The sequence below is a fragment of the Pantoea dispersa genome (genome assembly GCF_014155765.1).
GTDB lineage: Bacteria > Pseudomonadota > Gammaproteobacteria > Enterobacterales > Enterobacteriaceae > Pantoea > Pantoea dispersa.
Genome location: NZ_SCKT01000003.1, coordinates 194,780 through 219,561, shown reverse-complemented (window position 1 = coordinate 219,561; position 24,782 = coordinate 194,780). Strand labels below are relative to the sequence as shown.

The window sequence follows — 24,782 nt, the reverse complement described above, 5'->3', positions numbered from 1 at the left end:
TTTGTTTTTTCACACGTTGATGAAAGATTTGCAGGCGAGCGCTTCTGGCAAAGCGCACCGTGCCTGTTTGAGGGCAGGACGACCGGGCAGAGGAGCAAAGCGTCCCGCGCCATGGATGGCGCGGGCCGAGGCCCAGGGACGGTTTATGCCGTCTTTGCGATCTGTCCGGTCGTCCTGACCGCCTGCGCCTGGCGTGATAATTTACGCCTGCTTCCAGCGCGGCAGCCGCAGCGTCACTTCCAGCCCGCCTTCCGGACGATTCACTGCCTGAACTTCGCCGTGATGTGCGAGAACCACTTTGCGCACGATCGACAGTCCCAGCCCGTAACCTTTGCCCATCAGCGGCGAATTCACCCGAACGAACGGATCGAAGATACTCGACAGCTTCTCATCATCCACGCCCGGCCCCTGATCGCGCACGCGAATCGCCAGCCACTGATTCTCCGCCTGCAACTGCACGCTGATATGCTGCCCCTGATGCGAGAAACGCAGCGCGTTGCGCAGCACATTCTCCACGCCGCGGCGGATTAGCTCAGCATTACCGCGCACGGTGTAATCCGCGTTCTCATCCACCAGAAAATCTACGTGCACACCGGGGATCTGCGCTTCGTAGCGCACATCGGTTACCACCGCATGCAGCAGGCCGGTCAGGTCAAAATACTGCTCGCCAGGCATGCTCTCATGTTCAGCGCGCGACAGCGTCAGCAGTTCGCCGATCATCTTATCCAGACGGCGCGCCTCCTCGTCGATGCGATTCAGTGAGGAGGCTACCGACTCCGGCGTCTGGCGCGCCAGACCGGTGGCTAACTGCAGGCGCGCCAGCGGTGAGCGCAGCTCGTGGGAGATATCGTGCAGCAGCTCCTCGCGCGCTTTCACCAGCGTATCCAGCCGCTCCACCATCGCATCAAAATCCTGAGCCACAATCGACAGCTCATCATGGCGGCGGCGCATTACCGGATAGAGCCGCACCGACAAATCACCGCGCGACACGCGGGCAAACCCCTCGCGCAGCTGACGCATTGGCCGCGTCAGGTTCCACGCCAGCAGCAGACTGAACAGCAGCCCCAGCGCGCCGGCAAAGGTAAACATCGGCTCGGGGATATTCAGAATACGACGCGGGCCTCCGCCGCCCATTGAACTGTCTTCACGCAGCCCTTTGACGTCATAGCGCAGTTCGTACTCTTTACCGTCAGCGCCCTTCACCCAGCGCACAATCACCTGCGGAAACGGGCCGTGAAACGGCTGATTAAAGGTCTCCGGCGGCGCATTGTCCGGCGTAGTGGCCGGTCTGGCGTGCTGAATCACTGAGAAAAACTGGCGATCGTTCGGCTCCCAGTCGGCCATCATATCGTCGAGCGAGCTGGGGCCGCCGCGCTCCAGTACCGACACCGCTGAAGCCATTTGCAGATTGACGATACGGCGCACCGCCACAATCTCCGGCGGCTCGTGACGGTTTCCTGACAAGGTAAAGCCCAGCCACAGCAGCTGGCTGATAATCACAAACACAATCCAGAAGCCCAGCAGGATCTTCCAGAACATGCGGCCACGGTAGCTGTGTTTCATCGAATGCGATAACCAATGCTGCGCACGGTTTCAATATTCACGCTGTCTGCGGTCAGCGCAGCCAGCTTCTGGCGGATATTGCTGATGTGCACGTCCACGCTGCGATCGTAAGCTTCACGCGGACGGCCCAGCCCCTTCTCCGACAGCTCATCTTTGGACACTACGCGGTCCGGTGCGCGCAGCAGCAGATCCAGCAGATTGAACTCCGACGCGGTGAGATCAAAAGCTTTGCCCTGCCACTCCGTGATACGCGTGGCCGGGTTCAGGCTGAGATCGCCCCAGCGCAGGACCTCTTTCTTATCCGGCACCGGTGCCTGATCTTCAAAGCGACGCAGCACCGCGCGCAGACGCGCCACCAGCTCGCGCGGATAGCAGGGTTTGGGCACGTAGTCATCCGCGCCCATCTCCAGGCCGATAACGCGATCGATATTGTCGCCCTTCGCCGTCAGCATGATCACCGGCAGGCGGCTGTTCTGCCGCACCTGACGCAGCACATCAATACCGCTCATATCCGGCAGCATGATGTCGAGAATCATCGCGGTGTAGTGTCCGGATAACGCCCCTTCAATCCCGGCGCTGCCGGTCAGCACCAGCTGGGTTTCAAAACCTTCGGCAATCAGGTACTGGCTCAGCATGGTGCCAAGTTCAACATCGTCATCAACAAGCAGGATTTTCATCTTTTTCTCTCGTACAAAATTGCCGCTATTTTGTCCTGAGTGCCGCGGGAAAGCAGCCGGTTTTACGCGATCCTTACAGTGACCGCGTCAGAACATGCTTAGGGAGACTATAGACAAAAATGGCCCGTACGCCGCGTCACAGGGCGCACGAAGCCAGAAACAGGCGGGGGGAACTAGCGGTGAAAAACGCCGGTGGAGAGATAGCGATCGCCGCGATCGCAGACAATGGCGACAACCACACTGCCCGGTTGCGCTTTGGCGATGCGTAATGCGCCCGCTACCGCACCGCCCGAACTGACGCCGCAGAAAATGCCTTCACGCTGCGCCAGCGCGCGCATGGTCTCTTCCGCTTCCTGCTGCGCCATATCCATCACCTCATCCACCAGCTCCGGACGATAAATGCCGGGCAGATAGGCCGCCGGCCAGCGCCGGATGCCGGGAATGCTACTGCCTTCCTGCGGCTGCAGACCCACCACTTTTACCGCCGGGGCAAACTCTTTCAGATAGCGTCCGACGCCGCTGATGGTGCCGGTGGTGCCCATGCTGGAGACAAAATGCGTCATACGGCCGTGACTTTGCTGCCAGATCTCCGGACCGGTGGTGAGATAGTGGCCGAGCGGGTTGTCAGGGTTATTAAACTGATCCAGCACCTTGCCTTCGCCGCGTTGCGCCATGGCCTGTGCCAGATCGCGCGCCCCTTCCATGCCCTGCTCACGCGTCACCAGCACCAGCTCAGCTCCATATGCGCGCATCGCATCCTGCCGCTCCTGGCTCATGTTCTCCGGCATCAGCAGGCGTAAACGGTAGCCTTTTAGCGCGGCAATCATCGCCAGCGCAATGCCGGTATTGCCGCTGGTGGCCTCAATCAGCGTGTCGCCGGGCTGGATTTCACCCCGCAACTCAGCGTGGTGGATCATCGACCAGGCCGCGCGATCTTTCACCGAACCTGCCGGATTGTTGCCTTCCAGCTTGAGCCAGATTTCGCTGCCGTTATCCGGCGTCAGGCGCTGCAACTTAATCAGCGGCGTATTGCCGATGGTGTTTTCCAGAGTGGTCACGGTGTCATTCCAGCCGAAAGGAGTACAAATAAATCGGGCGGGAAAATCCCGCCCGAAGGAGTGACAAAAATATCAGGCGCTTTCGGCAAAGGCAACCGGGCGCAGCGGCGTGGTGCCCTGGTAGATACGTGCCTGTTGCAGACCAACAAACAGCCGTTCGCCGCGGATCGGCGCCGTCTGTTCACCGGCGAATACCACCGAGATTGGCTCGCTCTGCCAGCCGACGGGCTGAACCACCAGCTGCCAGAAGTGGCCACGCGGACTGACCTCCAGCACCTGTACCGGCAACGGCGTCTCCAGGCTACTCTGGCGTGACACGTCCACTTCCCACGGACGCAGGAACAGCTCCACGTCGCCCTGATGCGCTGGCGTATAGCCCAGCGGCCAGCGATGCGCGCCCACATGGAACTGCGAGCCGTGCACTTCGCCGTCAAAGCGGTTCACTTCGCCGAGGAACTCCAGCACGAAGCGGGTCGCAGGTTCGCGCCACACGTCATCCGGTGCGCCCACCTGCTCAATATTGCCCTGACTCATTACCACCACGCTATCCGCCACTTCCATCGCTTCTTCCTGGTCGTGGGTCACAAACACGCTGGTAAATTTCAGCTCTTCATGCAGCTGACGCAGCCAGCGGCGCAGCTCTTTACGCACCTGGGCATCCAGCGCGCCAAACGGTTCGTCCAGCAGCAGAATCTGCGGCTCAACGGCCAGCGCACGCGCCAGCGCCACGCGCTGTTTCTGTCCACCGGAGAGCTGAGCCGGGTAGCGGTTGGCCAGATGTGCCAGCTGCACCATCTCCAGCAGACGGGTAACGCGCTGCTTAATTTCGGCGCTGTTCGGACGCTCGCGGCGCGGCAGCACCGTCAGACCAAAGGCGATGTTGTCGAACACCGTCATATGGCGGAACAGCGCATAGTGCTGAAACACAAAGCCGACCTGACGATCGCGTGCGTGCGTGCGGCTGACGTCTTTGCCATGAAAATGGATCTGCCCGCTGTTCTGGTGCTCCAGCCCGGCGATAATGCGCAGCAGCGTGGTTTTACCGGAACCGGACGGTCCAAGCAGCGCCACCATCTTGCCGGAAGGAATATCCAGAGAGATATCGTTCAGCACCGGCGTGCGGCCAAATGCTTTATTAATGTGTTTAATCTCAATGCTCATGATTTTCCTCCTGTTGGCGCTTCTGCTGATGCTCTAATCGCCACTGCGCCACGCTTTTCAGAAACAGCGTCACAATTGCCATCAGGGTCAGCAGCGCGGCGGCGGTAAAAGCGCCCACGGTGTTGTAATCCTGATGCAGTAATTCAACCTGTAAAGGTAAGGTATAGGTTTCGCCGCGAATGGAGCCGGACACTACCGATACCGCTCCAAATTCGCCGATGGCGCGCGCGTTTGTCAGCACCACGCCGTACAGCAGCGCCCAGCGGATATTTGGCAGCGTCACGCGGCGGAACATCTGCCAGCCAGACGCGCCCAGCAGCACGGCGGCTTCATCTTCGTGGCTGCCCTGGCTCAGCATCACCGGCACCAGCTCGCGCACCACAAACGGACAGGTAACGAAAATCGTCGCCAGCACCATACCCGGCCAGGCAAACATCACCTGGATGTTGTGCGCATCAAGCCAGCCGCCAGCCGGGCCATTCACGCCCCAGAACAGCAGATACATCAGACCGGCCACCACCGGCGACACGGCAAACGGAATATCGAACAGCGTCAGCAGCAGCTGGCGACCGGGGAAAGTAAAGCGCGTCACCAGCCAGGCCAGCAGCGTGCCGAACACCAGGTTAACCGGCACGGTAATCAGCGCCACCAGCACCGTCAGCCAGATAGCATGCAGCATGTCACTATCCTGCAGGTTGCTAAAGGCCTTGCCGATGCCCTGCCCCAGCGCCTCCCAGAAGATGGAGACCATCGGCACCACCAGCAGGCCAATCGATACCAGCACGCCAATGCCGATCAGCAGCCATTTGCCCCAGTTCACCGGCTGACGCTCGGCATGATTGATCTGTGAAATCTCAGCCATCAGTGACCTCCCAGACGGCGGCCAAAGCGGCTCTGCAGAGTGTTAATCGCAAACAGCAGCAGCAACGACGCCGCGAGGATCACCGAAGCGATGGCGCTGGCGGCCGGATAATCAAACTCCTGCAGGCGAACAAAAATCATCAGCGAGGTCACTTCAGTTTTCCAGGCGATGTTACCGGCGATAAAGATCACCGCGCCAAATTCACCGAGGCTGCGGGTAAACGACAGCGCGGTCCCGGCCAGCAGCGCCGGCGCGACTTCCGGCAGCACCACGCGCCGGAAACTCTGCCACGGCGTGGCACCGAGGGTTTCCGCCGCTTCCTCATACTCCGGGCCTAACTCTTCCAGCACTGGCTGCACGGTACGCACCACAAACGGAATGCTGGTGAAAGCCATCGCCACCGCGATACCGAGCCAGGTGTAAGACACTTTGATATCAAAATGTGCCAGCCACTGACCGTACCAGCCGTTAACCGAAAACAGCCCGGCCAGCGTCAGGCCGGCCACCGCCGTCGGCAGCGCAAACGGCAGGTCCATCAGGCCATCCAGCAGCGTACGGCCGGGAAAGCGATAGCGGGTCAGAATCCACGCCATCAGCATGCCAAACACCGCGTTAAACAGCGAGGCCACGCCCGCTGACAGCAGCGTGACTTTATACGCCGCCACCAGTTGCGGATTGCTGATCACCTGCCAGTACTGCGCCAGCGTCATCTGCGACAGCTGCATGATCAGCGCGCTGATTGGCAGCAGCAGAATCAGGCAGGTAAACAGCAGGCTGGTGCCAAGGCTGAGACCAAATCCGGGCAGAACGCGTTTCTGTGCAGAAGCCAACATCAGCCGCGCCCCGCTGCCAGTAATTTATCCAGCTCACCGCCGCTGGCGAAGTGGGTTTTCATCACCTGCGGCCAGCCGCCAAACGCGTCATTAACATTGAACAGCGCAGTCTGCGGGAAGCGATCTTTCTGCTCCGCCATCAGCTGCGGGTTATTCACGCGATAGTAAAAGCCGGTGATGATTTTCTGCGCCTGCGGCGTGTAGAGGTAGTTAAGATAGGCTTTCGCCGCTTCCGCCGTGCCATTGTGTTCGACGTTCTTATCGACCCACGCGACCGGGAATTCAGCAAGGATGTTGGTTTTCGGCACAATCACTTCGTATTGGTCTTTACCGTACTGGTTACGGATATTGTTCACTTCCGATTCAAAGCTGATCAGCACATCACCCAGGCCGCGCTCGGCAAAGGTGGTGGTGGCACCACGGCCGCCGGTATCAAACACTTCAACGTTTTTCAGGAACCTGGTCATAAACGCTTCGGTTTTGGCCTGGTCTTTGCCGTCCGCCTGGTCGGCAGCGCCCCACGCGGCCAGATAGGTGTAACGGCCGTTACCGGAGGTTTTCGGATTCGGGAAAATCAGCTTCACGTTATCGCGCGCCAGATCGGCCCAGTCATGAATCTGCTTTGGATTCCCCTTGCGCACCAGGAAGGCCATGGTGGAATAAAACGGTGAGCTGCTGTTGGGCAGACGACTCTGCCAGTCGGCCGGGATCAGGTTACCTTTGTCGTGCAGCACCTGCACATCGGTCACCTGATTATAGGTCACGACATCGGCACGCAACCCCTGCAGAATGGCCAGCGCCTGTTTTGAGGAGCCCGCATGTGACTGTTTAATGGTCAGCTTGTCGTCAGGGTGCGCCGCGTTCCACTGCTGTTCAAACGGCGCATTCAGGGCAACAAACAGTTCACGTGACACATCGTAAGAGCTATTGAGCAGCTCTGTTGCCTGTGCCGCGCCCGCTAAACTCAGCGACAGCGCTATACCGCCAAGCCATTTTTTCGAAACCGAACGTGTCATGCTGCACCCTGAGAAATGGAGTTCGAGCCTATGCCATTAGATGCTGTCAGTGTATTTATAACTCTGGCGAAAGCTGTAACGGTTTTATATATCGTTTAGGGATTTCAAAGTCTAAAAAGGCATAAGCCAGCGGCAGAGTTTATGCGCAGGGCGGGATTAACTGAGCCGCGTCAAGCGGGGATGTGGTGCGCACGGCGGCGCACCGGTAAAACGCGATGGATTAACGTGACAGCGCCTGCAGCGCCGTCAGCGAAGGGGCAAAGAAGTAGCTGCCGCTCACCGGTTTGGTGAACCGTAACATGGCATCCATCTTGCCGTCGCGCTCGCCAAACATGCTCAGCAGCTGCTGCTCAATGTTATACAGGCGATGACAGTACGAAATAAAATAGAGACCGTGGCGACCGCTGGCGGTGCCGTACGGCAGGCTCTGGCGCAGAATCTTCAGGCCTTTGCCCGCTTCTTTCAAATCCACGCGGTTCAGGTGCGACGTCGCCGGCCGCTGATCGCCCGGCAGCTCTTCATTGTCCTGTTTGGTGCGGCCAATAATCGCTTCCTGCTTATCAATCGCCAGCCGGTTGAACTGCGGCAGGTTGTGCTCCCAGCGCTGGGTAAACACATAGCTGCCGCCGGCATCCGCGCCGTCAGCAATGATCGCCACCTGCTGGCGCGCCTCGCCCTGCGGGTTTTCGGTGCCATCAACAAAACCGGAAAGATCGCGATCTTCGACCCAGCGGAAACCGTGCGTCTCTTCTTCAATGGCGACCGCGCTGGCAAACGCCGTCAGCGCCGCCTGCGCCAGCGAAAAGTTCACGTCGTGACGCAGCGACTGAATATGGATCAACAGATCGCGCTGCGTCGCCGGTGCAGCACCTTTGCCGAGCGGCGTGAAAGCTTTGAGTTCGGGAGCTGAGTCGGTGCCCTGCAGATCGCGCCACAGCGCATCACCAAAGGCGATGACCGCACCGAGACCGGCGTCCGGAAATTGCTGCTGTAGCGCTGCCAGCTGTTGCAGAAAGGCGTGGCAACCCTGACGCAGCGCAGCGAGGTCGCCGGTGGCGCGGGCTTCCAGCCAAATGGCGAAACGGCGGTGCTCCAGCAGGATCCCGCTCTGAAACTGAGACATGACAATGCTCTCCGGCATAAAAGTTAACGGCGTTTTTTCGCCGGTATCATACCGGAAAGCCCTGCGCAGAAGATGCGTTAACGCAATTTTTTCGCCAGTTAACGCTGCCAGACGATCTTACTGATTTTCCAGCTTTTTAACGTATCATCTGACGGCATCAGCCCGGTCGGACCGTGCCACTCGCCGCTGTAGATATAGGCGATATGCTGACTACCCGGCGCGCGGCACTCAACATCGCGCACATCCAGCCCGGCAACCATTTTGCAATTATCAAACGCTTTGCTGAATTTATCGCTGAACGCATCACCGATTTTACTGCCGTCGGCGCTGCGCGCATCGCTATCGAGCACTTCAATGCGCTCGACGCTACGCTGGCCATTAATCACCAGCTTAACCTTACCGTCATCCAGCGCCTGCCAGAAATCCACTACCTGCCCGTTCTGCGTGCGCATGCCCTGACGCAGCTGATAATCATTGTTCAGCGCGGCGCCAATGGCGGACTCCGACATTGCCGTGTTGCTGTTCAGCCCGGCAACGCCCTGCTCGGTGACGGTGAGCGAACTGCCAAACCAGCTAAACGGATTGAGCGCCGACCAGTGATAGCTGAGCGGATTGTACCAGTGACTTTCGCTGGTGCTGGCAGAGGAAGAGGAACCGGAACTGGCGCAACCGGCCAGCACCAGGGCGCTGACCAGCAGGGCGGGACGAACAACTTTCATGCAAACTCCTTTCTTTTGTGCCGACTGGCGTGCCTGTTGGAGTCGCAAACCGGCAAAAAGTTTATTCGCTGTTGCTGCATGGCGGGCAGAAACCCGGCCGCGCGACGCGTGGAATCAGTATTCACGGTCTTCAATCAGGCGTTTGCCCAGCAGCAGTGAGTCGACCGGCTCGTAATCCAGCTTCTCGTAGAAAGCCACCACCTGATCGTTCTCTTCGCGCACCATCAGATGGATTTTCGGGCAGCCGCGCGCAATCAGCTTTTTCTCCAGCCGGTTCATCAGCGCATTGGCAAATCCCCGGCCCTGATAATCAGGGTGCACCGCCAGATAGTAGGCGGAGCCGCGATGGCCATCGTAGCCGCCCATCAGCGTGCCCACGACCTCGCCGCCTACCTCAGCCACCAGAAACAGCTCCGGGTCATGGTTCATTTTGCGTTCGATATCGAGTTCCGGATCATTCCACGGCCGTAACAGATCGCAACGCTCCCAGAGCGTAATGACTTCTTCAAAATCTTCCTGGCGGAAGGAGCGGATTTCCATCGGCGTTACCCTGCAATGAGGCACAATTCGCTGATTATCACGCATTCTTTGCCAGGCGCAACCCTCGCAGGGCGCAACGGCTGAAAAAAACGGCTAAATAGCGATTCGCGGCCTGAAATACAAAGTAATGTCCTGAAATGGTTCGGCAGTCGCCGCCGGACGGCGCTTAAGCTATAACACGGGGCAGGTTTACTCTCAGGGACATGTTAATGAACAAGATTTCACTGTTGCGGCGCCTGACCAATCGCCGCCAGTTGATCCTCTCCGGCCTGGCGCTGGCGGTGCTGTCGCCGCGCGCGGTCCAGGCGCAGGAAACGCGCGCGGCAGTGCCCGTCAGCGCACGCCATACACCGCCGAAACCGGCCACCAGCGGCAAGCGCATTGTGATGATCGATCCCGGTCACGGCGGCATTGATTCTGGCGCGGTGGGTCAGGAAGGCTCAGAAGAGAAGCACATCGTACTGGAGATCGCCAACACCGTGCGTACGCTGCTGCAGAACCACCCGAAGGTGGAAGTGCGGCTGACGCGCGACAGCGACCACTTCATTCCGCTCTACCAGCGCGTGGAGATTGCGCATCAGCACGGCGCCAACCTGTTTATGTCGATTCACGCCGACGGCTACACCAGCCCGGAAGCTAACGGTGCGTCGGTGTTTGCCCTCTCCAATCGCGGTGCCAGCAGCGCCATGGCGCGCTATATGTCGCAGCGCGAAAACGACGCCGATAAAGTGGGCGGCGCGGCGGTACAGGAAAAAGATAATTACCTTAACCAGATCCTGTTCGACCTGGTGCAGACCGATACCATTCGCAACAGCCTGACGCTGGGTAAACACGTGCTGGACCAGATTCGCCCGGTGCATCACCTGCACAGCCAGCACACCGAGCAGGCGGCGTTCGCGGTGCTAAAATCCCCGTCCATTCCGTCGGTGCTGGTGGAAACCTCGTTTATCACCAACCCGCGTGAAGAACAGCTGTTGGGCACCACGGCGTTTCGCCAGAAAATTGCCCGGGCGATTGCCGACGGTATCGTCAATTACTTTGATGAGTACGATCGTCGCCAGGCCTGATAGCGTTTTGTGCTAGAATCGCGGCAAATTTTTGCAATGAGTGAGCCATGAGCAATCCCGATATTTCGCGCGTCAAAGCCTATCTGCTGGCGCTGCAGGATGATATTTGCGCCGGTCTGGCGGCGGAAGACGGCAGCGCCAGCTTTGCCGAAGACACCTGGCAACGCCCCGGCGGCGGCGGTGGACGCAGCCGCGTGCTGCGTAATGGCAAGGTGTTCGAGCAGGCTGGGGTTAATTTCTCCCATGTGTATGGCGAGCAGATGCCCGCCTCAGCCACCGCGCACCGCCCGGAGCTGGCGGGCCGCAGCTTCGAAGCGATGGGCGTGTCGCTGGTGGTACACCCGGAAAATCCGTATGTGCCAACCAGCCACGCCAACGTGCGCTTTTTCATTGCCGAAAAGCCGGGCGCCGATCCGGTCTGGTGGTTTGGTGGCGGTTTCGATCTCACCCCTTATTACGGTTTCACAGAAGATGCCCGGCACTGGCATCAGACCGCGTTCGATCTGTGCCAGCCGTTTGGCGACGACGTCTATGCGCGCTACAAAAAGTGGTGTGACGACTACTTCTACCTGAAACACCGCAACGAGCAGCGCGGCATTGGCGGCCTGTTTTTTGATGATTTGAATACGCCGGATTTTGATCACTGCTTTGATTTCATGCAGGCGGTCGGCAACGGTTTCATGCAGGCCTATCAGCCGATTGTAGCGAAGCGCAAAGAACTGGCGTGGGGCGAGCGCGAGCGTCAGTTCCAGCTTTATCGCCGGGGCCGCTACGTTGAGTTTAATCTGGTGTGGGATCGCGGCACGCTGTTCGGTCTGCAAACCGGCGGTCGCACCGAATCGATTCTGATGTCGATGCCGCCGCTGGTGCGCTGGGAATATGATTATCAACCCGCCGACGACTCCCCGGAAGCCGCGCTGACCCGCGATTTTCTGCCAGTGCAGGATTGGCTGGGGCTGGAAAAATAAGCCAGGTGCGCATTCATGCGCACCCCGCGGAATAACCCGATAAAACGCGCCCCCGTGGGGTCGCCCTGCCGGTCACAACGGCTCGGTCTGCGCCTCCACCACCGCCAGCGCCACCATGTTAACAATGCGCCGCACCGAGGCGATGCGCGTCAGCACATGCACCGGCTTGCGGATGCCCATCAGCACCGGCCCCACCGTCACCCCTTCCGAACAGGACACGCGCAGCAGGTTGTAGCTGATGCGTGCGGCCTCAACGTTCGGCATGATCAGCAGATTGGCGGTACCTTTCAGCGGGCTGTCCGGCATCAGCTCGCGACGAATACTCTCCACCAGCGCTGCATCGCCGTGCATCTCGCCATCAATTTCCAGTTCCGGCGCTCGCTGCTGAATCAGCGCCAGCGCCTCGCGCATCTTCCGCGCGCCGGGTGCGTTCGAAGTGCCAAAACTGGAGTGCGACAGCAGCGCCACGCGCGGCTCGATGCCGAAACGCCGCACGGTTTCTGCCGCCAGCAGCGTGATATCCGCCAGCTGCTCAGCGCTGGGATCCTCATTCACATAGGTATCGGCAATAAACGTGTTGCCGCTCGGCAGCAGCAGCGCGTTCATCGCCCCAGCGACCTTGACGTCATCGCGGAAGCCAAACACCTTCTCCACCACATCGTAATGTTCACGGTAGTCGCCGATGGTACCGCAAATCATCGCGTCCGCTTCGCCGCGATGCACCATGATGGCGCCGATCAGCGTGGGATTGCCAATCACCGCGCGCTGGGCGGTTTCCGGCGTGACGCCGCGCCGCTTCATCAGCTGATAATATTCATTCCAGTACTCCTTGAAGCGCGGATCGGACTCGTTGTTCACGATCTCAAAATCACGCCCGGCCTCGATTTTCAGCCCCTGCTTCTGTAAACGCATGGCAATCACGTTGGGACGACCAATCAGGATCGGCTTCGCCAGCCCGAGCGACACCAGCTCCTGAGTGGCGTGCAGCACCCGCACCTCTTCGCCTTCCGCCAGCACCACGCGCTGCGGCGCTTTACGCGCCTGCGAGAAGATCGGCTTCATGAACAGATTGGTTTTATACACGAACTCGGTGAGCTGCTCGCGGTAGGCGTCAAAGTCAGCAATCGGTCGCGTCGCCACGCCGGAATCCATCGCTGCTCTGGCGACGGCCGGGGCTATCTGCACAATCAAGCGCGGATCGAACGGTTTGGGAATCAGGTATTCCGGGCCAAAGCTCAGATCCTGATCGTCGTAAGCGGACGCTACCACGTCGCTCTGTTCCGCCTGCGCCAGGGCGGCAATCGCATGCACCGCCGCCAGCTTCATCTCTTCGTTGATGGCGGTGGCACCGACGTCCAGCGCGCCGCGGAAGATGAACGGGAAGCACAGCACGTTATTCACCTGATTGGGGAAATCCGAGCGCCCGGTACAGATAATCGCATCCGGCCGCACCTGCTTCGCCAGCGGCGGCATGATCTCCGGCTCCGGATTGGCCAGCGCCAGAATCAGCGGATTTGGCGCCATCTTCTGCACCATCGCTGGCGTCAGCGCTTTCGGGCCGGAGCAGCCGAGGAAAATATCCGCGCCGCCAATTACCTCATCCAGCGTGCGCGCCCCGCTATCCTCCACGGCATAGGCGGCTTTGGTCGGCGTCATGTCCGCTTCGCGATCGCGATAAATCACCCCTTTTGAATCACACACCACGATATTTTTCTGCTGCATGCCAAGCGCCACCAGCAGATTGAGGCAGGCAATGGCCGACGCGCCAGCGCCCGACACCACCAGCCGCACGTCAGCAATCGCCTTATTCACGATGGTCAGGCCGTTAAGCACTGCCGCGGTACAGATGATGGCCGTGCCGTGCTGATCGTCATGAAACACCGGAATCTGCATGCGCTGCCGCAGCTGCTGCTCAATGTAAAAACACTCCGGCGCTTTGATGTCCTCAAGGTTGATGCCGCCGAACGTCGGCTCCAGCGCGGCAATCACCTTAATCAGCTTGTCCGGGTCGTGCTCGTCGATTTCGATGTCGAACACATCAATACCGGCAAACTTTTTGAACAGCACGCCCTTGCCTTCCATCACTGGCTTGCCGGCCAGCGCGCCAATATTACCGAGCCCCAGCACCGCCGTGCCGTTGGAGATCACCGCCACCAGATTGCCGCGCGCGGTGTATTTGTGCGCGGCCAGCGGATCGGCGGCAATTTCCAGACAGGGTGCCGCCACACCGGGGGAATAGGCCAGTGCCAGATCGCGCTGCGTCGCCAGCGGCTTAGTGGGTGACACCTGAATTTTTCCGGGGGTGGGATATTGGTGAAAATCGAGCGCGCTTTGCTTGAGTTGATCGTCCATCAGACATCCTTTTGCACGGCTGAAAAGCCCTCAGTATAAGAACGCGCGGCGCAAAAGAGGGTGAAGGCGCTCAAAGAACGCACAGTCGCCAGGGCACGGATTGCCACGGCTTCGCCTGCGGCTTTGGGACAGCCTGCTATGCTTAAGGGTGGCAAAACGCTGAGCTGAACCGATCAGGCAGGCCTGACTATCAGAAACGCGCCCCGACGTCACAATCAGAGAAAACGCATTTTCTTCATCCGGCGTCTGTTGCACTGTGTGGAACCTCCCTTCCCCGATAAGGGCGCACCTAAGACGATGACTGCCCGGGTGCCTGTTTTGCCCACATTATTGCTAATCAAGGAGTTAAGCGATGAACCAGCTAGATGCATTAAAACAGTTCACCACCGTGGTGGCGGACAGCGGCGATATCGAATCCATTCGCCATTACCATCCGGAAGATGCCACCACCAACCCATCCCTGATCCTCAAAGCTGCCGGCCTCGACGCTTACAAACACCTGATTGATGACGCCATTGAGTACGCGAAAAAACAGGGCGGCAGCAAAGAGACGCAAATCATCAACGCCAGCGATAAAGTGGCGATCAACCTCGGTATGGAAATTCTGAAAAGCGTACCGGGCCGTGTTTCGACCGAAGTGGATGCGCGCCTCTCTTTCGATCGTGGCATGTGTGTGACCAAAGCGGAGAAACTGGTCCGCCTGTATGAAGAGAACGGCATCGACCGCTCACGTATTCTGATCAAACTGGCGTCCACCTGGGAAGGCATCAAAGCGGCGGAAGAGCTGGAGAAGAACGGCATCAACTGTAACCTGACGCTGCTGTTCTCCTTCGCCCAGGCGCGCGCCTGTGCCGAAGCCGGCGTGTTCCTGATTTCGCCGTTTGTCGGCCGAATCTACGACTGGTACAACACGCGCAAACCGCTCGACCCGTATGTGGTCGACGAAGATCCGGGCGTTAAATCGGTGCGTCGTATTTACGACTACTACAAAAAGCACCGTTACAACACCGTCATCATGGGTGCCAGCTTCCGTAAAGTGGAGCAGATTGTGGCACTGGCCGGCTGCGATCGCCTGACCATCTCCCCGAACCTGCTGGAAGAGCTGGCCAACAGCGAAGCGCCGGTGGAGCGCAAACTGGAGCCATCAACCGAGGGCTTCCACCAGCCGGCACCGCTCTCCGAAGCGGAGTTCCGCTGGGAGCATAACCAGGATGCGATGGCCGTGGAGAAACTGTCCGACGGTATCCGCCAGTTTGCCGTCGACCAGCAGAAGCTGGAAGACGTGCTGGCCGCCCGCCTGTAATCCTGAACTCACCTTCTGCCGGACGGGTTGCGGCCCGTCCGCTTTTGCCCAATTACAAGGGAGAACCCTATGTCTTCACGCAGAGAGTTGGCTAACGCGATCCGCGCCCTGAGCATGGATGCGGTACAGAAAGCAAATTCCGGCCACCCAGGTATGCCGATGGGCATGGCTGATATCGCCGAAGTGCTGTGGCGCGACTTCCTGAAGCACAACCCGACCAACCCGGCCTGGGCGGATCGCGATCGCTTCATTCTGTCTAACGGGCATGGCTCGATGCTGCTGTATAGCCTGCTGCATCTCACCGGCTATGATCTGCCGCTGGAAGAGCTGAAAAACTTCCGCCAGCTGCACTCAAAAACGCCGGGCCACCCGGAAATTGGCTACACGCCGGGCGTTGAAACCACCACCGGCCCGCTCGGCCAGGGGCTGGCCAACGCTGTCGGTCTGGCGATTGCCGAGCGCACGCTGGCGGCCCAGTTCAACCAGCCGGGCCATGATATCGTCGATCACTTTACCTATGTGTTTATGGGCGACGGCTGTCTGATGGAAGGCATCTCGCACGAAGTCTGTTCGCTGGCCGGCACGCTGGGCCTCGGCAAACTGATTGGCTTCTACGATCACAACGGTATCTCCATCGACGGCGAAACCGAAGGCTGGTTTACCGACGACACTCACAAGCGTTTTGAAGCTTATAACTGGCACGTGGTGGGCAGCGCCGAAGGCATCGACGGCCACGATCCGGACGCCATCGCGGCGGCCATCAAAGAAGCGCAAAGCGTCACCGACAAGCCTTCGCTGATTATCTGCCGCACGGTAATCGGCTTTGGCTCGCCAAACAAAGCCGGCAAAGAGGAGTCGCACGGGGCCGCGCTGGGCGAAGAAGAAGTGGCGCTGACGCGTAAACAGCTCGGCTGGAATTACGGTCCGTTTGAGATCCCGCAGGATATTTATCAGCAGTGGGATGCCAGAGAAGCCGGGGCCGCGCAGGAGCAATCCTGGGAAGAGAAGTTCACGGCTTATCAGCAGGCACATCCGCAGCTGGCGGACGAATTCAGCCGCCGCCTGAAGGGCGAAATGCCGGCTGACTGGGAAAACAAAACCAGCCAGTTCATTCGCGATCTGCAGGCTAACCCGCAGAAAATCGCCAGCCGCAAAGCCTCACAGAACACGCTGGAAGCCTTCGGTAAACTGCTGCCGGAGTTCCTCGGCGGTTCCGCCGACCTCGCGCCCAGCAACCTCACCATCTGGTCCGGTTCGAAGCCGATCAAAGAGGATCACGCCGGTAACTACATTCATTACGGCGTACGCGAATTTGGCATGACGGCGATTGCCAACGGTATCGCGCATCACGGTGGTTTTGTGCCTTATACCGCCACCTTCCTGATGTTCGTCGAATACGCGCGTAACGCAGCGCGCATGGCCGCCCTGATGAAAGCGCGCCAGATTATGGTCTACACCCACGACTCAATTGGTCTGGGCGAAGATGGCCCGACGCACCAGCCGGTTGAACAGCTGGCCAGCCTGCGCGTGACGCCAAACTTCAGCACCTGGCGACCGTGCGATCAGGTCGAGACCGCCGTAGCGTGGAAAGCGGCGATTGAGCGCCATCACGGTCCGACCGCGCTGATTCTGTCGCGTCAGAACCTGCTGCAGCCGGAGCGCAGCGCGCAACAGGTAGAGAACATCGCGCGCGGTGGCTACATCCTCAAGGATTGTGACGGCACGCCGGACGTCATCCTGATTGCCACCGGTTCCGAAGTGGAGATCACGCTGGGCGCCGAAGCGAAACTCAGCGCCGACGGCCACAAGGTGCGCGTGGTGTCGCTGCCGAGCACTGACGTGTTTGATAAACAGGATGTGGCCTATCGTGAATCAGTGTTGCCTTCCACCGTGCGTGCGCGTGTGGCGGTTGAAGCCGGTATTGCCGACTACTGGTACAAATACGTCGGCATCGACGGCAAAATTGTCGGCATGACCACCTTCGGCGAATCGGCGCCAGCCGGCAAGCTGTTCCCGGCCTTTGGCTTTACCGTCGAGAACGTGGTGAGCCACGCCGAATCGCTGCTTAAGCCTGCCTGAGTGTCTGGCCCTTTCCCGCTACCGGGAGAGGGCCGTTTTATTTCACAGCCTGATACAGAAAAAAATCCGCCCCGCCCCCTTCCCGCTTTGCGCAAACTGATTACTATAGGTTTTCCTCCGATTCCTATAGCGGACGCTTTCCCGTTGAAAAAACGTACTCCTTTTTTACTGGCCTTAATGGTTGCCGTGCTGCCCTTTACCAGCGCGGCGCAGGTATCGCCCGATCCGCTGCTGGCCTCGCAGATTGTTGATCGCTATGCCGAGCATATTTTCTATGGCAGCGGTGCAACCGGCATGGCGCTGGTGGCAATTGACGGTAACCAGCGCGTGTTCGCCAGCTTTGGCGAAACCCGTCCCGGCAATAATGTGCGCCCACAGCAGGACTCACTGATCCGTATCGCCTCGCTGAGCAAACTGATGACCAGCGAAGTGATGGTGAAGATGGCCGAGCGCGGCCAGATTCGCCTTGACGATCCGCTGAGCAAATACGCGCCGCCGGGTGCCCGCGTACCGACTTACAACGGCCAGCCGATTCGGCTGATCAATCTCGCCACCCACACCAGCAGCCTGCCGCGCGAGCAGCCGGGCGGCAAACCGCATCGTCCGGTGTTTGTCTGGCCAACCAAAGCGGATCGCTGGCAGTGGCTGCGCGGTGCGCAGCTAAAAGCCGCACCGGGCACGCAGGCGGCTTACTCCAACCTCGCCTTCGATCTGCTGGGCGACGCGCTGGCTAAAGCCGCCGGTATGCCTTATCCGGCCCTGCTGCAGCAGCTGGTAACGCGTCCGCTCGGCATGAAGGACACCACTTTCACGCCATCACCGGACCAGTGTCAGCGCCTGATGATTGCCGAAAAAGGGGCCAGCCCGTGCAATAACACGCTGGCAGCCATCGGCAGCGGCGGCGTGTATTCCACGCCGGACGATATGGGACGCTGGATGCAGCAGTTCCTCAACTCGGCGGTGAATCACCGCACGCCGCAGATCGATCGGCTGCAAACGCTGATTTATCGCCGCGACCAGCTGACCAAAGTGGAAGGCATGGACGTGCCAGGACGCGCCGACGCGCTGGGCATGGGCTGGGTTTACATGGCACCGAAGGCGGGCCATCCGGGCATCATTCAGAAAACCGGCGGCGGCGGCGGCTTCATCACCTACATGGCGATGGTGCCACAGCACAACGTCGGCGTATTTGTGGTCGTGACGCGCTCGCCGCTGACCCGCTTCACCCCGATGAGCGATGGCGTCAACAACATGCTGGCTGAGCTGGTGGGCAACCAGACGGGCTCACCGATGATGATCGGCAATATCCGCTAAGTCTTTGACCAACAGCTAGTGATTTCTTGCTGCGAACCCTCCCCTAAATCATTCGTGCTGCAGGAAGGCGGCAACTGAATGAATCCCCGGGAGCTTACTCAGGTAAGTGACCGGGGTGAACAGCCGCAGCCAACGCCCCTGCAGTGCGAAGGATGATGCAGATTTGCCTGCTAAATAATTCGTGTTGCAGGAAGGCGGCAACTGAATGAATCCCCGGGAGCTTACATCAGTAAGTGACCGGGGTGAGAGAAGGCAGCCAACGCCCCTGCAGCGCGAATTATGACGCAGGCTGTGAAATCCAGAGGGTGGGCCAGTCATCACTACTATGCCAGGCGTCGCAGGTCTTCTCCTCCGCATACTCCGCCAGCACGAAAGCATTACCATCAAACTGCCAGCGTGTGGCCACACCGCAGTCGCCCAGACCGCGCCCTTTACTGAAGGTATACAGCTGGCCGTTACTGGCATCGAACTCGGCGTTCACCAGCTCCAGCTGATTATCAGTGCGCGACGGCGGGGTAAACGGCAGGTTGAGCGTGATGCCGCGCGACACATACGGCTGACTGCGTGTGACTTCAAACGCCAGATCGATCACGTTGTAGGCACCGGTTTCACAGCTTACCAGCAGCAGCGCTTTGCTGTCGGTGAGTGGCGCGACGCTGACTTCACGCCGCAGCGGATCGAGCGAGCAGTTGTCGGTGTTGATGCGCCAGGTTCCGTAATCGATCAGGCCGGTGGTTTCCTGCTGCGTCAGCGGCGCGGGTGCGGGCATTGGTGCCGGCAGCTGTGGAATTGAGGGCGGCGGTGGCACATCCCACTGCACGCGATCACCGCGCTTTACCCAGGCGCTGGCACCGTTAACCCGCCCCTGTACGTCATCCATCAGCAGCAGCGCCGCTTTCATACCGCGCAGCGGAATACTGGCGCTGGCTTTATAGGTGAGCTGTAAATTGCTGGCATCCAGCGTCTGGGCGAGAAATTCGTCGATGGCGATGGCGTTGCTGGTGGCCAGATGATGCGGCTCCACCGTCCAGTGTTTGAGGTCCGGATTGAGGCGGCGCTGGTCGAGCAGCAGGTTGTCTTTTAGCGCCGCGCCCGGCAATGCACCGCTGTAGGCGCTGCCGTAATCAATGCGCAGCAGCGGCCGATCGTTGACCCCGGCGTGACGCGAAATCGTCATCACCAGGCCATTATCGCCAGGAAAACTGCGTGCCACGCAGAACGCCGCGTTGTTGCAGGTGATCTGCCAGTCGGAAAACGACTTTTGCAGCGGCTCGGCTTGTACGCTGGCAATCAGCAGAAAGGGCAATAAAAGCAGCGACTTCATCCAATACGACATGAAAAAAAACGATCCCCGATACCTGGAAAGAAAATGATAGCGCAATGCATGCGCGGTCATCAGGCCGAAACTGTGAAGTGGCCTGAAAAGCGAAGTTAACTGCTGAAAAAGCCGTCGCCTTATGGGCGATCTGTGTGGAATAGCGCAACAGCTCCATCATCCGGTGCGGCTGATTTCTGCTCAATCGGATTCGTCGGACAATTTTTACCCCCTTCACAAAACGGTCAAATACACACAAACGGTCATAAGCGGTCATGCTATGGTGCTGACAGAGCGTCAACGCTGTGCATGGACTCTCTCATTCCCTCGCGTAATAACGCGCATTTATGTGAATGCGATCACTCAAATCTGAAATAAAGAGATCTCATTTACATAAAAAATCCAATGAAAATCACCTTAATGTCGCCGGGCCAGTTGGTCGCTGCGGACTCGTGCCCAGCCCACATTTTCACATTCCGGCATCCAGTAATTTATAGCCATCGGAGGGAAGTCATGTTGCCGATTGAAAGACAGCAGCGAATTATTGACGAGCTTAATTTAAATGGTCGGGTCATTGTCGCTGAATTAGTCACGCTGTGTCAGGTTTCGCAGGAAACCATTCGCCGTGATTTAACGCAGCTGGAGAAACGTGGCGTATTACAGCGCAGTCACGGTGGTGCAGTACCAGCCAAACGACAGGCCGCCAACATTCAGGGAAATACACGTGGTATTAACGAGTATGAATTATCTTTTCGCCAGCGCATGAATGAAAACGTCGAGGCCAAGATGGCGATAGCCAAACGAGCACTCGATTTTATCAGCCCCGGTGATTGTTTATTACTCGACAGTAGTACCACCTGCTGGTATCTGGCACGACAGCTACCGGATATTGAATTAACGGTGTTAACCAATTCTATCAGAATCGTCCAGACCCTTGCAGCGCGCGGCAGTATCCGCACCATCTGCCTGGGTGGAGAATATTCTGACCGTTATGAAGATTTCCACGGCGTCGTCGCAGAGCAGCCGCTACGGGAATTTCAGATCAATAAGATCTTTTTTTCCTGCAGCAGTTTGGGCAATGACGGTTATTTACGCGAAGGTAACGAAAACAACGCACATTTAAAACAGCAAATGTTGTTAGCGGCAGAAAGAAAACATCTGCTGCTGGACGGCAGTAAATTTCTGCGCCCCTCATTCGCGCGTATTTGTCATTACCGCGATGTGGATTTTCTCATCACTGACCAATTAAAAGACAAAGAGCTGGAACAAGAACTGGCGTGGAACGGCGTCAATATTATTGATTGCTCGCAACGCAGCCATTCGATGCAGCTAATAAAAAATTAATCCGGAGTCTTTATGAAAAAACATCTTATCGCCTGTTCTCTGCTTGCCCTGTTTGCCGCCGCTGGCGCGCAGGCCGCTGACAAAATCCGCATGGGCATCGTGGTAAAAATTGGCGGTATTCCGTGGTTCAACGCCATGGAAGCGGGCATCAAAAGTGAAGCGGCAAAACGCGGCATCGACGCGTGGATGGTCGGGCCAACCGCCGCTGACCCGGCGCTGCAGGTGCGCTCGATTGAAGATTTGATTGCGCAGAAGGTCGACATCATCGGCGTGGTGCCAAACGACCCGAAAGTGCTTGAGCCAGTGCTGAAGCGCGCGCGTGAAGCCGGGATCATGGTGATTACTCACGAATCGCCCGGCCAGAAAGACGCCAACTGGGATTTCGAGCTGGTCGATGCGCCGACCCACGGCATCAACCATATGAAAGCGCTGGCGAAATGCATGCATGAAGAAGGCAAATACGCCATGTATGTTGGCAGCCTGACGGTGCCACTGCATCAGGAGTGGACCGACGCCGCGCTCAACTACCAGAAACAGCACTATCCGAAGATGCAGCTGGTGACCGACAAATTCGGCGTCGGCGAATCGCTGGATGACTCCATCCGCACCACCAACGAGCTGATGTCTAAGTACCCGGATCTGAAAGGCATTATGGCGTTTGGTTCACAAGGGCCGATTGGCGCCGGCCGCGCGGTCATGAACCGCAACAAGATCGATCAGGTGTGCGTCATCGGCGCCTTCAGCCCGGGCCAGGGCGCGTCGCTGGTACAGCGCGGTGCCATCAAGGGCGGTTATATCTGGAATCCGCAGACCGCCGGTGAAGTATTTGTGCGTATCGCCGACATGATGGAGAAGAAAGAGCCAATCACCGACGGCATGACCATTGAAGGGCTGGGCAAAGTGAAGGTGGACGAGGCGACGCACACCATTCTCGGTAACAACACCGAAAGTCTCGATAAAGAGAACCTGCCAAAACTGGTGAAAATGGGGCTGTAACATGCAAGAGGTCACTCCACAGACGCTGATTGCGCTCGACAACCTGTCGAAAACATTTGGTGGCAACCGCGCACTGAGCGATATCTCGCTGACCCTGCTGGCCGGCGAAGTGCACTGTCTCGCTGGCACCAACGGCTGTGGCAAGAGCACCTTAATTAAAGTCATTTCCGGGGTGCACGCCCCGGACAGTGGCAGCCGCATTACCCTCGGCGACGGCCAGAGTTTCCCGCGTCTGACCACCCGTCAGGCGCGCGACTTCGGTATCCAGGTGATTTACCAGGATCTGTCGCTGTTCCCCAATTTGAGCGTGGCGGAGAACATCGCCTTTGAGCATAACCTCAACGGGTTGCTCGGCTGGCACCGTCAGGCCCGGCTGCGCGACACCGCGCGCGGCATTATTGATGAGCTTAAGTTTGACCTTGATCTGAATGAGAAAGTCGCTGCGCTGTCGATTGCCCAGCGCCAGCAGGTGGCGATTTGCCGCGCGCTGGTGGCCGATGCACGACTGGTGATTATGGATGAACCCACCGCATCGCTGACGCGTACCGAGGTCAATCAGTTGCTGCGCACCGTGCGCTATCTGAAAGACAAAAACATCTGCGTGGTGTTTGTCAGTCACCGGCTGGATGAAGTGCTGGAGATTTCGGATCGCGTGACGGTGATCCGCGACGGCCGCAAGATGGGCTGCTGGCCAGCCAGAGAGATGACGCCGCATCACCTGACCGAACTGATGACCGGCCTGAAGCTCGACTACCAGTTAAAAGCGCCAACGCGCAACGCCGATCGGGCGATTCTCGAAGTAGAGAAGCTGACGCGCGCCGGTCAGTATCATGACGTCAATTTCAAACTCTACGCCGGTGAAGTGCTGGGCCTGTGCGGCCTGCTCGGCTCCGGCCGCACCGAACTGGCGCTGTCGCTGTTTGGCATGACCAAACCGGACAGCGGCAAAATCTGGCTCGACAGCAAGCCGGTGCGTTTTCGCGGGCACGAAGACGCCATCAAAGCCGGCATCGGCTACGTTTCGGAAGATCGCCTGACGCTCGGCCTGGTGCAGCAGCAGTCGGTGGCCGACAACATGGTGCTGCCGATCCTCGATAAGCTGCAAAACCGTTTCCACCTGATCGACGAATACCGCAAGAACAAGCTGATCCTGCAGTGGATTCAGCAGCTCGGCGTGCGCGTGGCCGATCCCAACCTGGCGATCTCCACCCTGTCCGGCGGCAACCAGCAAAAAATCGTGCTGGCGAAATGGGTGCTGACCCAGCCGCGCATTCTGATCCTCGACTCGCCAACCGTCGGCGTGGATGTCGGCGCCAAGGCCAGCATCTATCAGCTGATCCACGAGCTGGCGAAAGAGGGACTGTCGATCATCCTGATTTCCGACGAAGTGCCGGAGGTCTGGTACAACTGCGACCGCATTCTGCACTTCCGCGACGGCACCATCCATGCCGAATACCAACCCGATACCGTGGCGCAGGAACAGCTGGCGGAGGTGATTAATGCCTGATTTCTCTCGTTTACGTCCGCACTCCAGCCAGGGCTGGCTCGCCTGGGTGCTGCTGGCTTTCATGGTGTTCTTCTCGCTGGCCAGCGATCAGTTCCTGACGGTGCAGAACCTGCTGGATCTGGCGGAAAGCTATGCCGTTACCGGCATTTTCGCCCTCGGCCTGTTTGTGGTGCTGGTGACCGGCGGTATCGATATCTCCTTCGCCGCCGTGGCGTCGGTGGTGCAATACCTGATCGCCTCGCTGTTTGTGCAGTTCCAGTTTGATAACGCGCTGCTCAGCATTCTGCTGGCTATCGTCTGTGGCACGCTGTTTGGCGTGATCAACGCCCTGCTGATCACCTCGCTGCGCGTGGTGTCGATCATCATTACCATCAGCATGCAGTCGTTGCTGTTTGGTCTGCTGATGTGGGTTACCGGCGGCAAAAGCCTCTACTCGCTGCCGGACTGGTGGATCACCCTGCGCAGCGTGCTGCCGTTTAGCGTACAGGGCAACAGTTTTCAGATTGGCTTACCGCTGGCGATCATGCTGGTGATTGCCGCCCTCACCGCGCTGCTGCTCAACAAAACCAATCTGGGCCGTCAGCTGTATGCGGTGGGTGGCGATGCGGAATCGGCGCGGCGTATTGGCATCCGCGTGGGATTGATTCACGTGTTTGCCTACGGCTGGCTCGGGGCGATGGCTGCGATTGGCGGGCTGGTGCAGGTGTACCGCATGGGTGAAGTGGTGCCGAACGCGCTGGTCGGCGGTGAGCTGGATGTGCTGGCCGCGACGGTGCTGGGCGGTGCCAGCCTGATGGGCGGCAAAGGCACGGTCAGCGGCACGCTGATGGGCGTATTCCTGATCGCCATCCTGAAAAACGGCCTCAATCTGATCGGCGTCTCCAACTACTTCATGAACATTGTGGTCGGCGGCACGATTATGGTGGCGATTGCCGTCACCCACTACAAAAAACGTAAAGAAACCGACGTCAGTTTCGTCTGACGG

General features: G+C 58.8%; 22 protein-coding genes. 9 read left to right on the top strand and 13 right to left on the bottom strand.

Annotated features, from left to right (window positions below; genetic code table 11):
- Positions 1-201: 201 nt before the first annotated feature.
- The 10 genes from H7K56_RS11050 to H7K56_RS11005 form a co-directional block, all read right to left on the bottom strand.
- Positions 202-1,563 carry an ATP-binding protein gene (locus H7K56_RS11050; RefSeq protein WP_021508080.1) on the bottom strand — a complete coding sequence of 454 codons (1,362 nt, stop codon included), beginning with the start codon at positions 1,561-1,563 and terminating at the stop codon, positions 202-204.
- A complete protein-coding gene (locus H7K56_RS11045) occupies positions 1,560-2,240 on the bottom strand; it encodes a response regulator transcription factor (RefSeq protein ID WP_021508079.1) in 681 nt (226 codons plus the stop codon). Before H7K56_RS11045 ends, H7K56_RS11050 begins: the two co-directional genes overlap by 4 nt.
- Positions 2,241-2,413: 173 nt before the next feature.
- The gene (cysM, locus tag H7K56_RS11040) at positions 2,414-3,298 is read right to left on the bottom strand and encodes a cysteine synthase CysM (protein ID WP_104094124.1); all 885 of its coding nucleotides are present in this window, start codon (positions 3,296-3,298) and stop codon (positions 2,414-2,416) included.
- Positions 3,299-3,370: 72 nt separating this feature from the next.
- Entirely contained in the window at positions 3,371-4,459 is a 1,089-nt protein-coding gene (cysA, locus tag H7K56_RS11035; protein WP_021508077.1) for a sulfate/thiosulfate ABC transporter ATP-binding protein CysA, read from the bottom strand.
- The gene (cysW, locus tag H7K56_RS11030) at positions 4,449-5,321 is read right to left on the bottom strand and encodes a sulfate/thiosulfate ABC transporter permease CysW (RefSeq protein WP_150361613.1); all 873 of its coding nucleotides are present in this window, start codon (positions 5,319-5,321) and stop codon (positions 4,449-4,451) included. Before cysW ends, cysA begins: the two co-directional genes overlap by 11 nt.
- The gene (cysT, locus tag H7K56_RS11025) at positions 5,321-6,154 is read right to left on the bottom strand and encodes a sulfate/thiosulfate ABC transporter permease CysT (protein WP_021508075.1); all 834 of its coding nucleotides are present in this window, start codon (positions 6,152-6,154) and stop codon (positions 5,321-5,323) included. The genes cysW and cysT overlap by 1 nt, the downstream gene beginning before the upstream one ends.
- Entirely contained in the window at positions 6,154-7,170 is a 1,017-nt protein-coding gene (locus tag H7K56_RS11020; RefSeq protein WP_150361614.1) for a sulfate ABC transporter substrate-binding protein, read from the bottom strand. The genes cysT and H7K56_RS11020 overlap by 1 nt, the downstream gene beginning before the upstream one ends.
- 220 nt (positions 7,171-7,390) lie before the next feature.
- Positions 7,391-8,293 (bottom strand): Dyp-type peroxidase, encoded by a 903-nt coding sequence (locus H7K56_RS11015; protein WP_150361615.1) that lies wholly within the window; start codon positions 8,291-8,293, stop codon positions 7,391-7,393.
- A 98-nt stretch (positions 8,294-8,391) separates the two neighbouring features.
- Complete coding sequence (locus H7K56_RS11010; protein WP_150361616.1) at positions 8,392-9,012, bottom strand: RpoE-regulated lipoprotein; 621 nt, start codon at positions 9,010-9,012, stop codon at positions 8,392-8,394.
- Positions 9,013-9,126: 114 nt separating this feature from the next.
- Positions 9,127-9,552: a GNAT family acetyltransferase gene (locus H7K56_RS11005; protein WP_021508071.1), complete on the bottom strand. Its 426-nt coding sequence runs from the start codon at positions 9,550-9,552 to the stop codon at positions 9,127-9,129.
- A 209-nt stretch (positions 9,553-9,761) separates the two neighbouring features.
- Between H7K56_RS11005 and amiA the strand changes: the two genes are divergently transcribed.
- Together amiA and hemF are read left to right on the top strand one after the other, a co-directional pair.
- Positions 9,762-10,619: an N-acetylmuramoyl-L-alanine amidase AmiA gene (gene amiA / locus H7K56_RS11000; RefSeq protein WP_021508070.1), complete on the top strand. Its 858-nt coding sequence runs from the start codon at positions 9,762-9,764 to the stop codon at positions 10,617-10,619.
- Between the two features lie 47 nt (positions 10,620-10,666).
- Entirely contained in the window at positions 10,667-11,587 is a 921-nt protein-coding gene (hemF, locus tag H7K56_RS10995; protein ID WP_021508069.1) for an oxygen-dependent coproporphyrinogen oxidase, read from the top strand.
- Positions 11,588-11,659: 72 nt separating this feature from the next.
- Here the strand turns inward: hemF and maeB are convergent, their stop codons facing one another.
- Positions 11,660-13,939: an NADP-dependent oxaloacetate-decarboxylating malate dehydrogenase gene (gene maeB / locus H7K56_RS10990; protein WP_150361617.1), complete on the bottom strand. Its 2,280-nt coding sequence runs from the start codon at positions 13,937-13,939 to the stop codon at positions 11,660-11,662.
- Positions 13,940-14,291: 352 nt separating this feature from the next.
- Here maeB and tal point away from each other — a divergent pair, with 352 nt between their 5' ends.
- The 3 genes from tal to ampH all read left to right on the top strand — a co-directional run bounded on the left by tal (position 14,292) and on the right by ampH (position 18,635).
- Complete coding sequence (gene tal, locus H7K56_RS10985; RefSeq protein WP_021508067.1) at positions 14,292-15,242, top strand: transaldolase; 951 nt, start codon at positions 14,292-14,294, stop codon at positions 15,240-15,242.
- A 69-nt stretch (positions 15,243-15,311) separates the two neighbouring features.
- Positions 15,312-17,321 (top strand): transketolase, encoded by a 2,010-nt coding sequence (tkt, locus tag H7K56_RS10980; protein ID WP_058758343.1) that lies wholly within the window; start codon positions 15,312-15,314, stop codon positions 17,319-17,321.
- Between the two features lie 144 nt (positions 17,322-17,465).
- Positions 17,466-18,635, top strand: coding sequence for a D-alanyl-D-alanine-carboxypeptidase/endopeptidase AmpH (ampH, locus tag H7K56_RS10975; RefSeq protein ID WP_031279806.1), 1,170 nt, complete (start codon positions 17,466-17,468; stop codon positions 18,633-18,635).
- Between the two features lie 277 nt (positions 18,636-18,912).
- On the opposite strand, the gene H7K56_RS10970 is transcribed toward ampH, so the two are convergent.
- Entirely contained in the window at positions 18,913-19,848 is a 936-nt protein-coding gene (locus H7K56_RS10970; RefSeq protein WP_249042762.1) for a DUF1176 domain-containing protein, read from the bottom strand.
- The gene (locus tag H7K56_RS23385) at positions 19,823-20,227 is read right to left on the bottom strand and encodes a hypothetical protein (protein ID WP_249042763.1); all 405 of its coding nucleotides are present in this window, start codon (positions 20,225-20,227) and stop codon (positions 19,823-19,825) included. Before H7K56_RS23385 ends, H7K56_RS10970 begins: the two co-directional genes overlap by 26 nt.
- A gap of 236 nt (positions 20,228-20,463) precedes the next feature.
- Between H7K56_RS23385 and H7K56_RS10965 the strand changes: the two genes are divergently transcribed.
- The 4 genes from H7K56_RS10965 to H7K56_RS10950 are packed head-to-tail and all read left to right on the top strand — an operon-like array spanning position 20,464 to position 24,779.
- Positions 20,464-21,294, top strand: a complete 831-nt coding sequence (locus H7K56_RS10965; RefSeq protein WP_021508063.1) for a DeoR/GlpR family DNA-binding transcription regulator — start codon at positions 20,464-20,466, stop codon at positions 21,292-21,294.
- 12 nt (positions 21,295-21,306) lie between these two features.
- Positions 21,307-22,290, top strand: a complete 984-nt coding sequence (locus tag H7K56_RS10960) for a substrate-binding domain-containing protein (RefSeq protein WP_150361619.1) — start codon at positions 21,307-21,309, stop codon at positions 22,288-22,290.
- Between the two features lies 1 nt (position 22,291).
- Positions 22,292-23,797, top strand: coding sequence for a sugar ABC transporter ATP-binding protein (locus tag H7K56_RS10955; RefSeq protein ID WP_021508061.1), 1,506 nt, complete (start codon positions 22,292-22,294; stop codon positions 23,795-23,797).
- The gene (locus H7K56_RS10950) at positions 23,790-24,779 is read left to right on the top strand and encodes an ABC transporter permease (protein WP_021508060.1); all 990 of its coding nucleotides are present in this window, start codon (positions 23,790-23,792) and stop codon (positions 24,777-24,779) included. Before H7K56_RS10955 ends, H7K56_RS10950 begins: the two co-directional genes overlap by 8 nt.
- Positions 24,780-24,782: the final 3 nt, after the last annotated feature.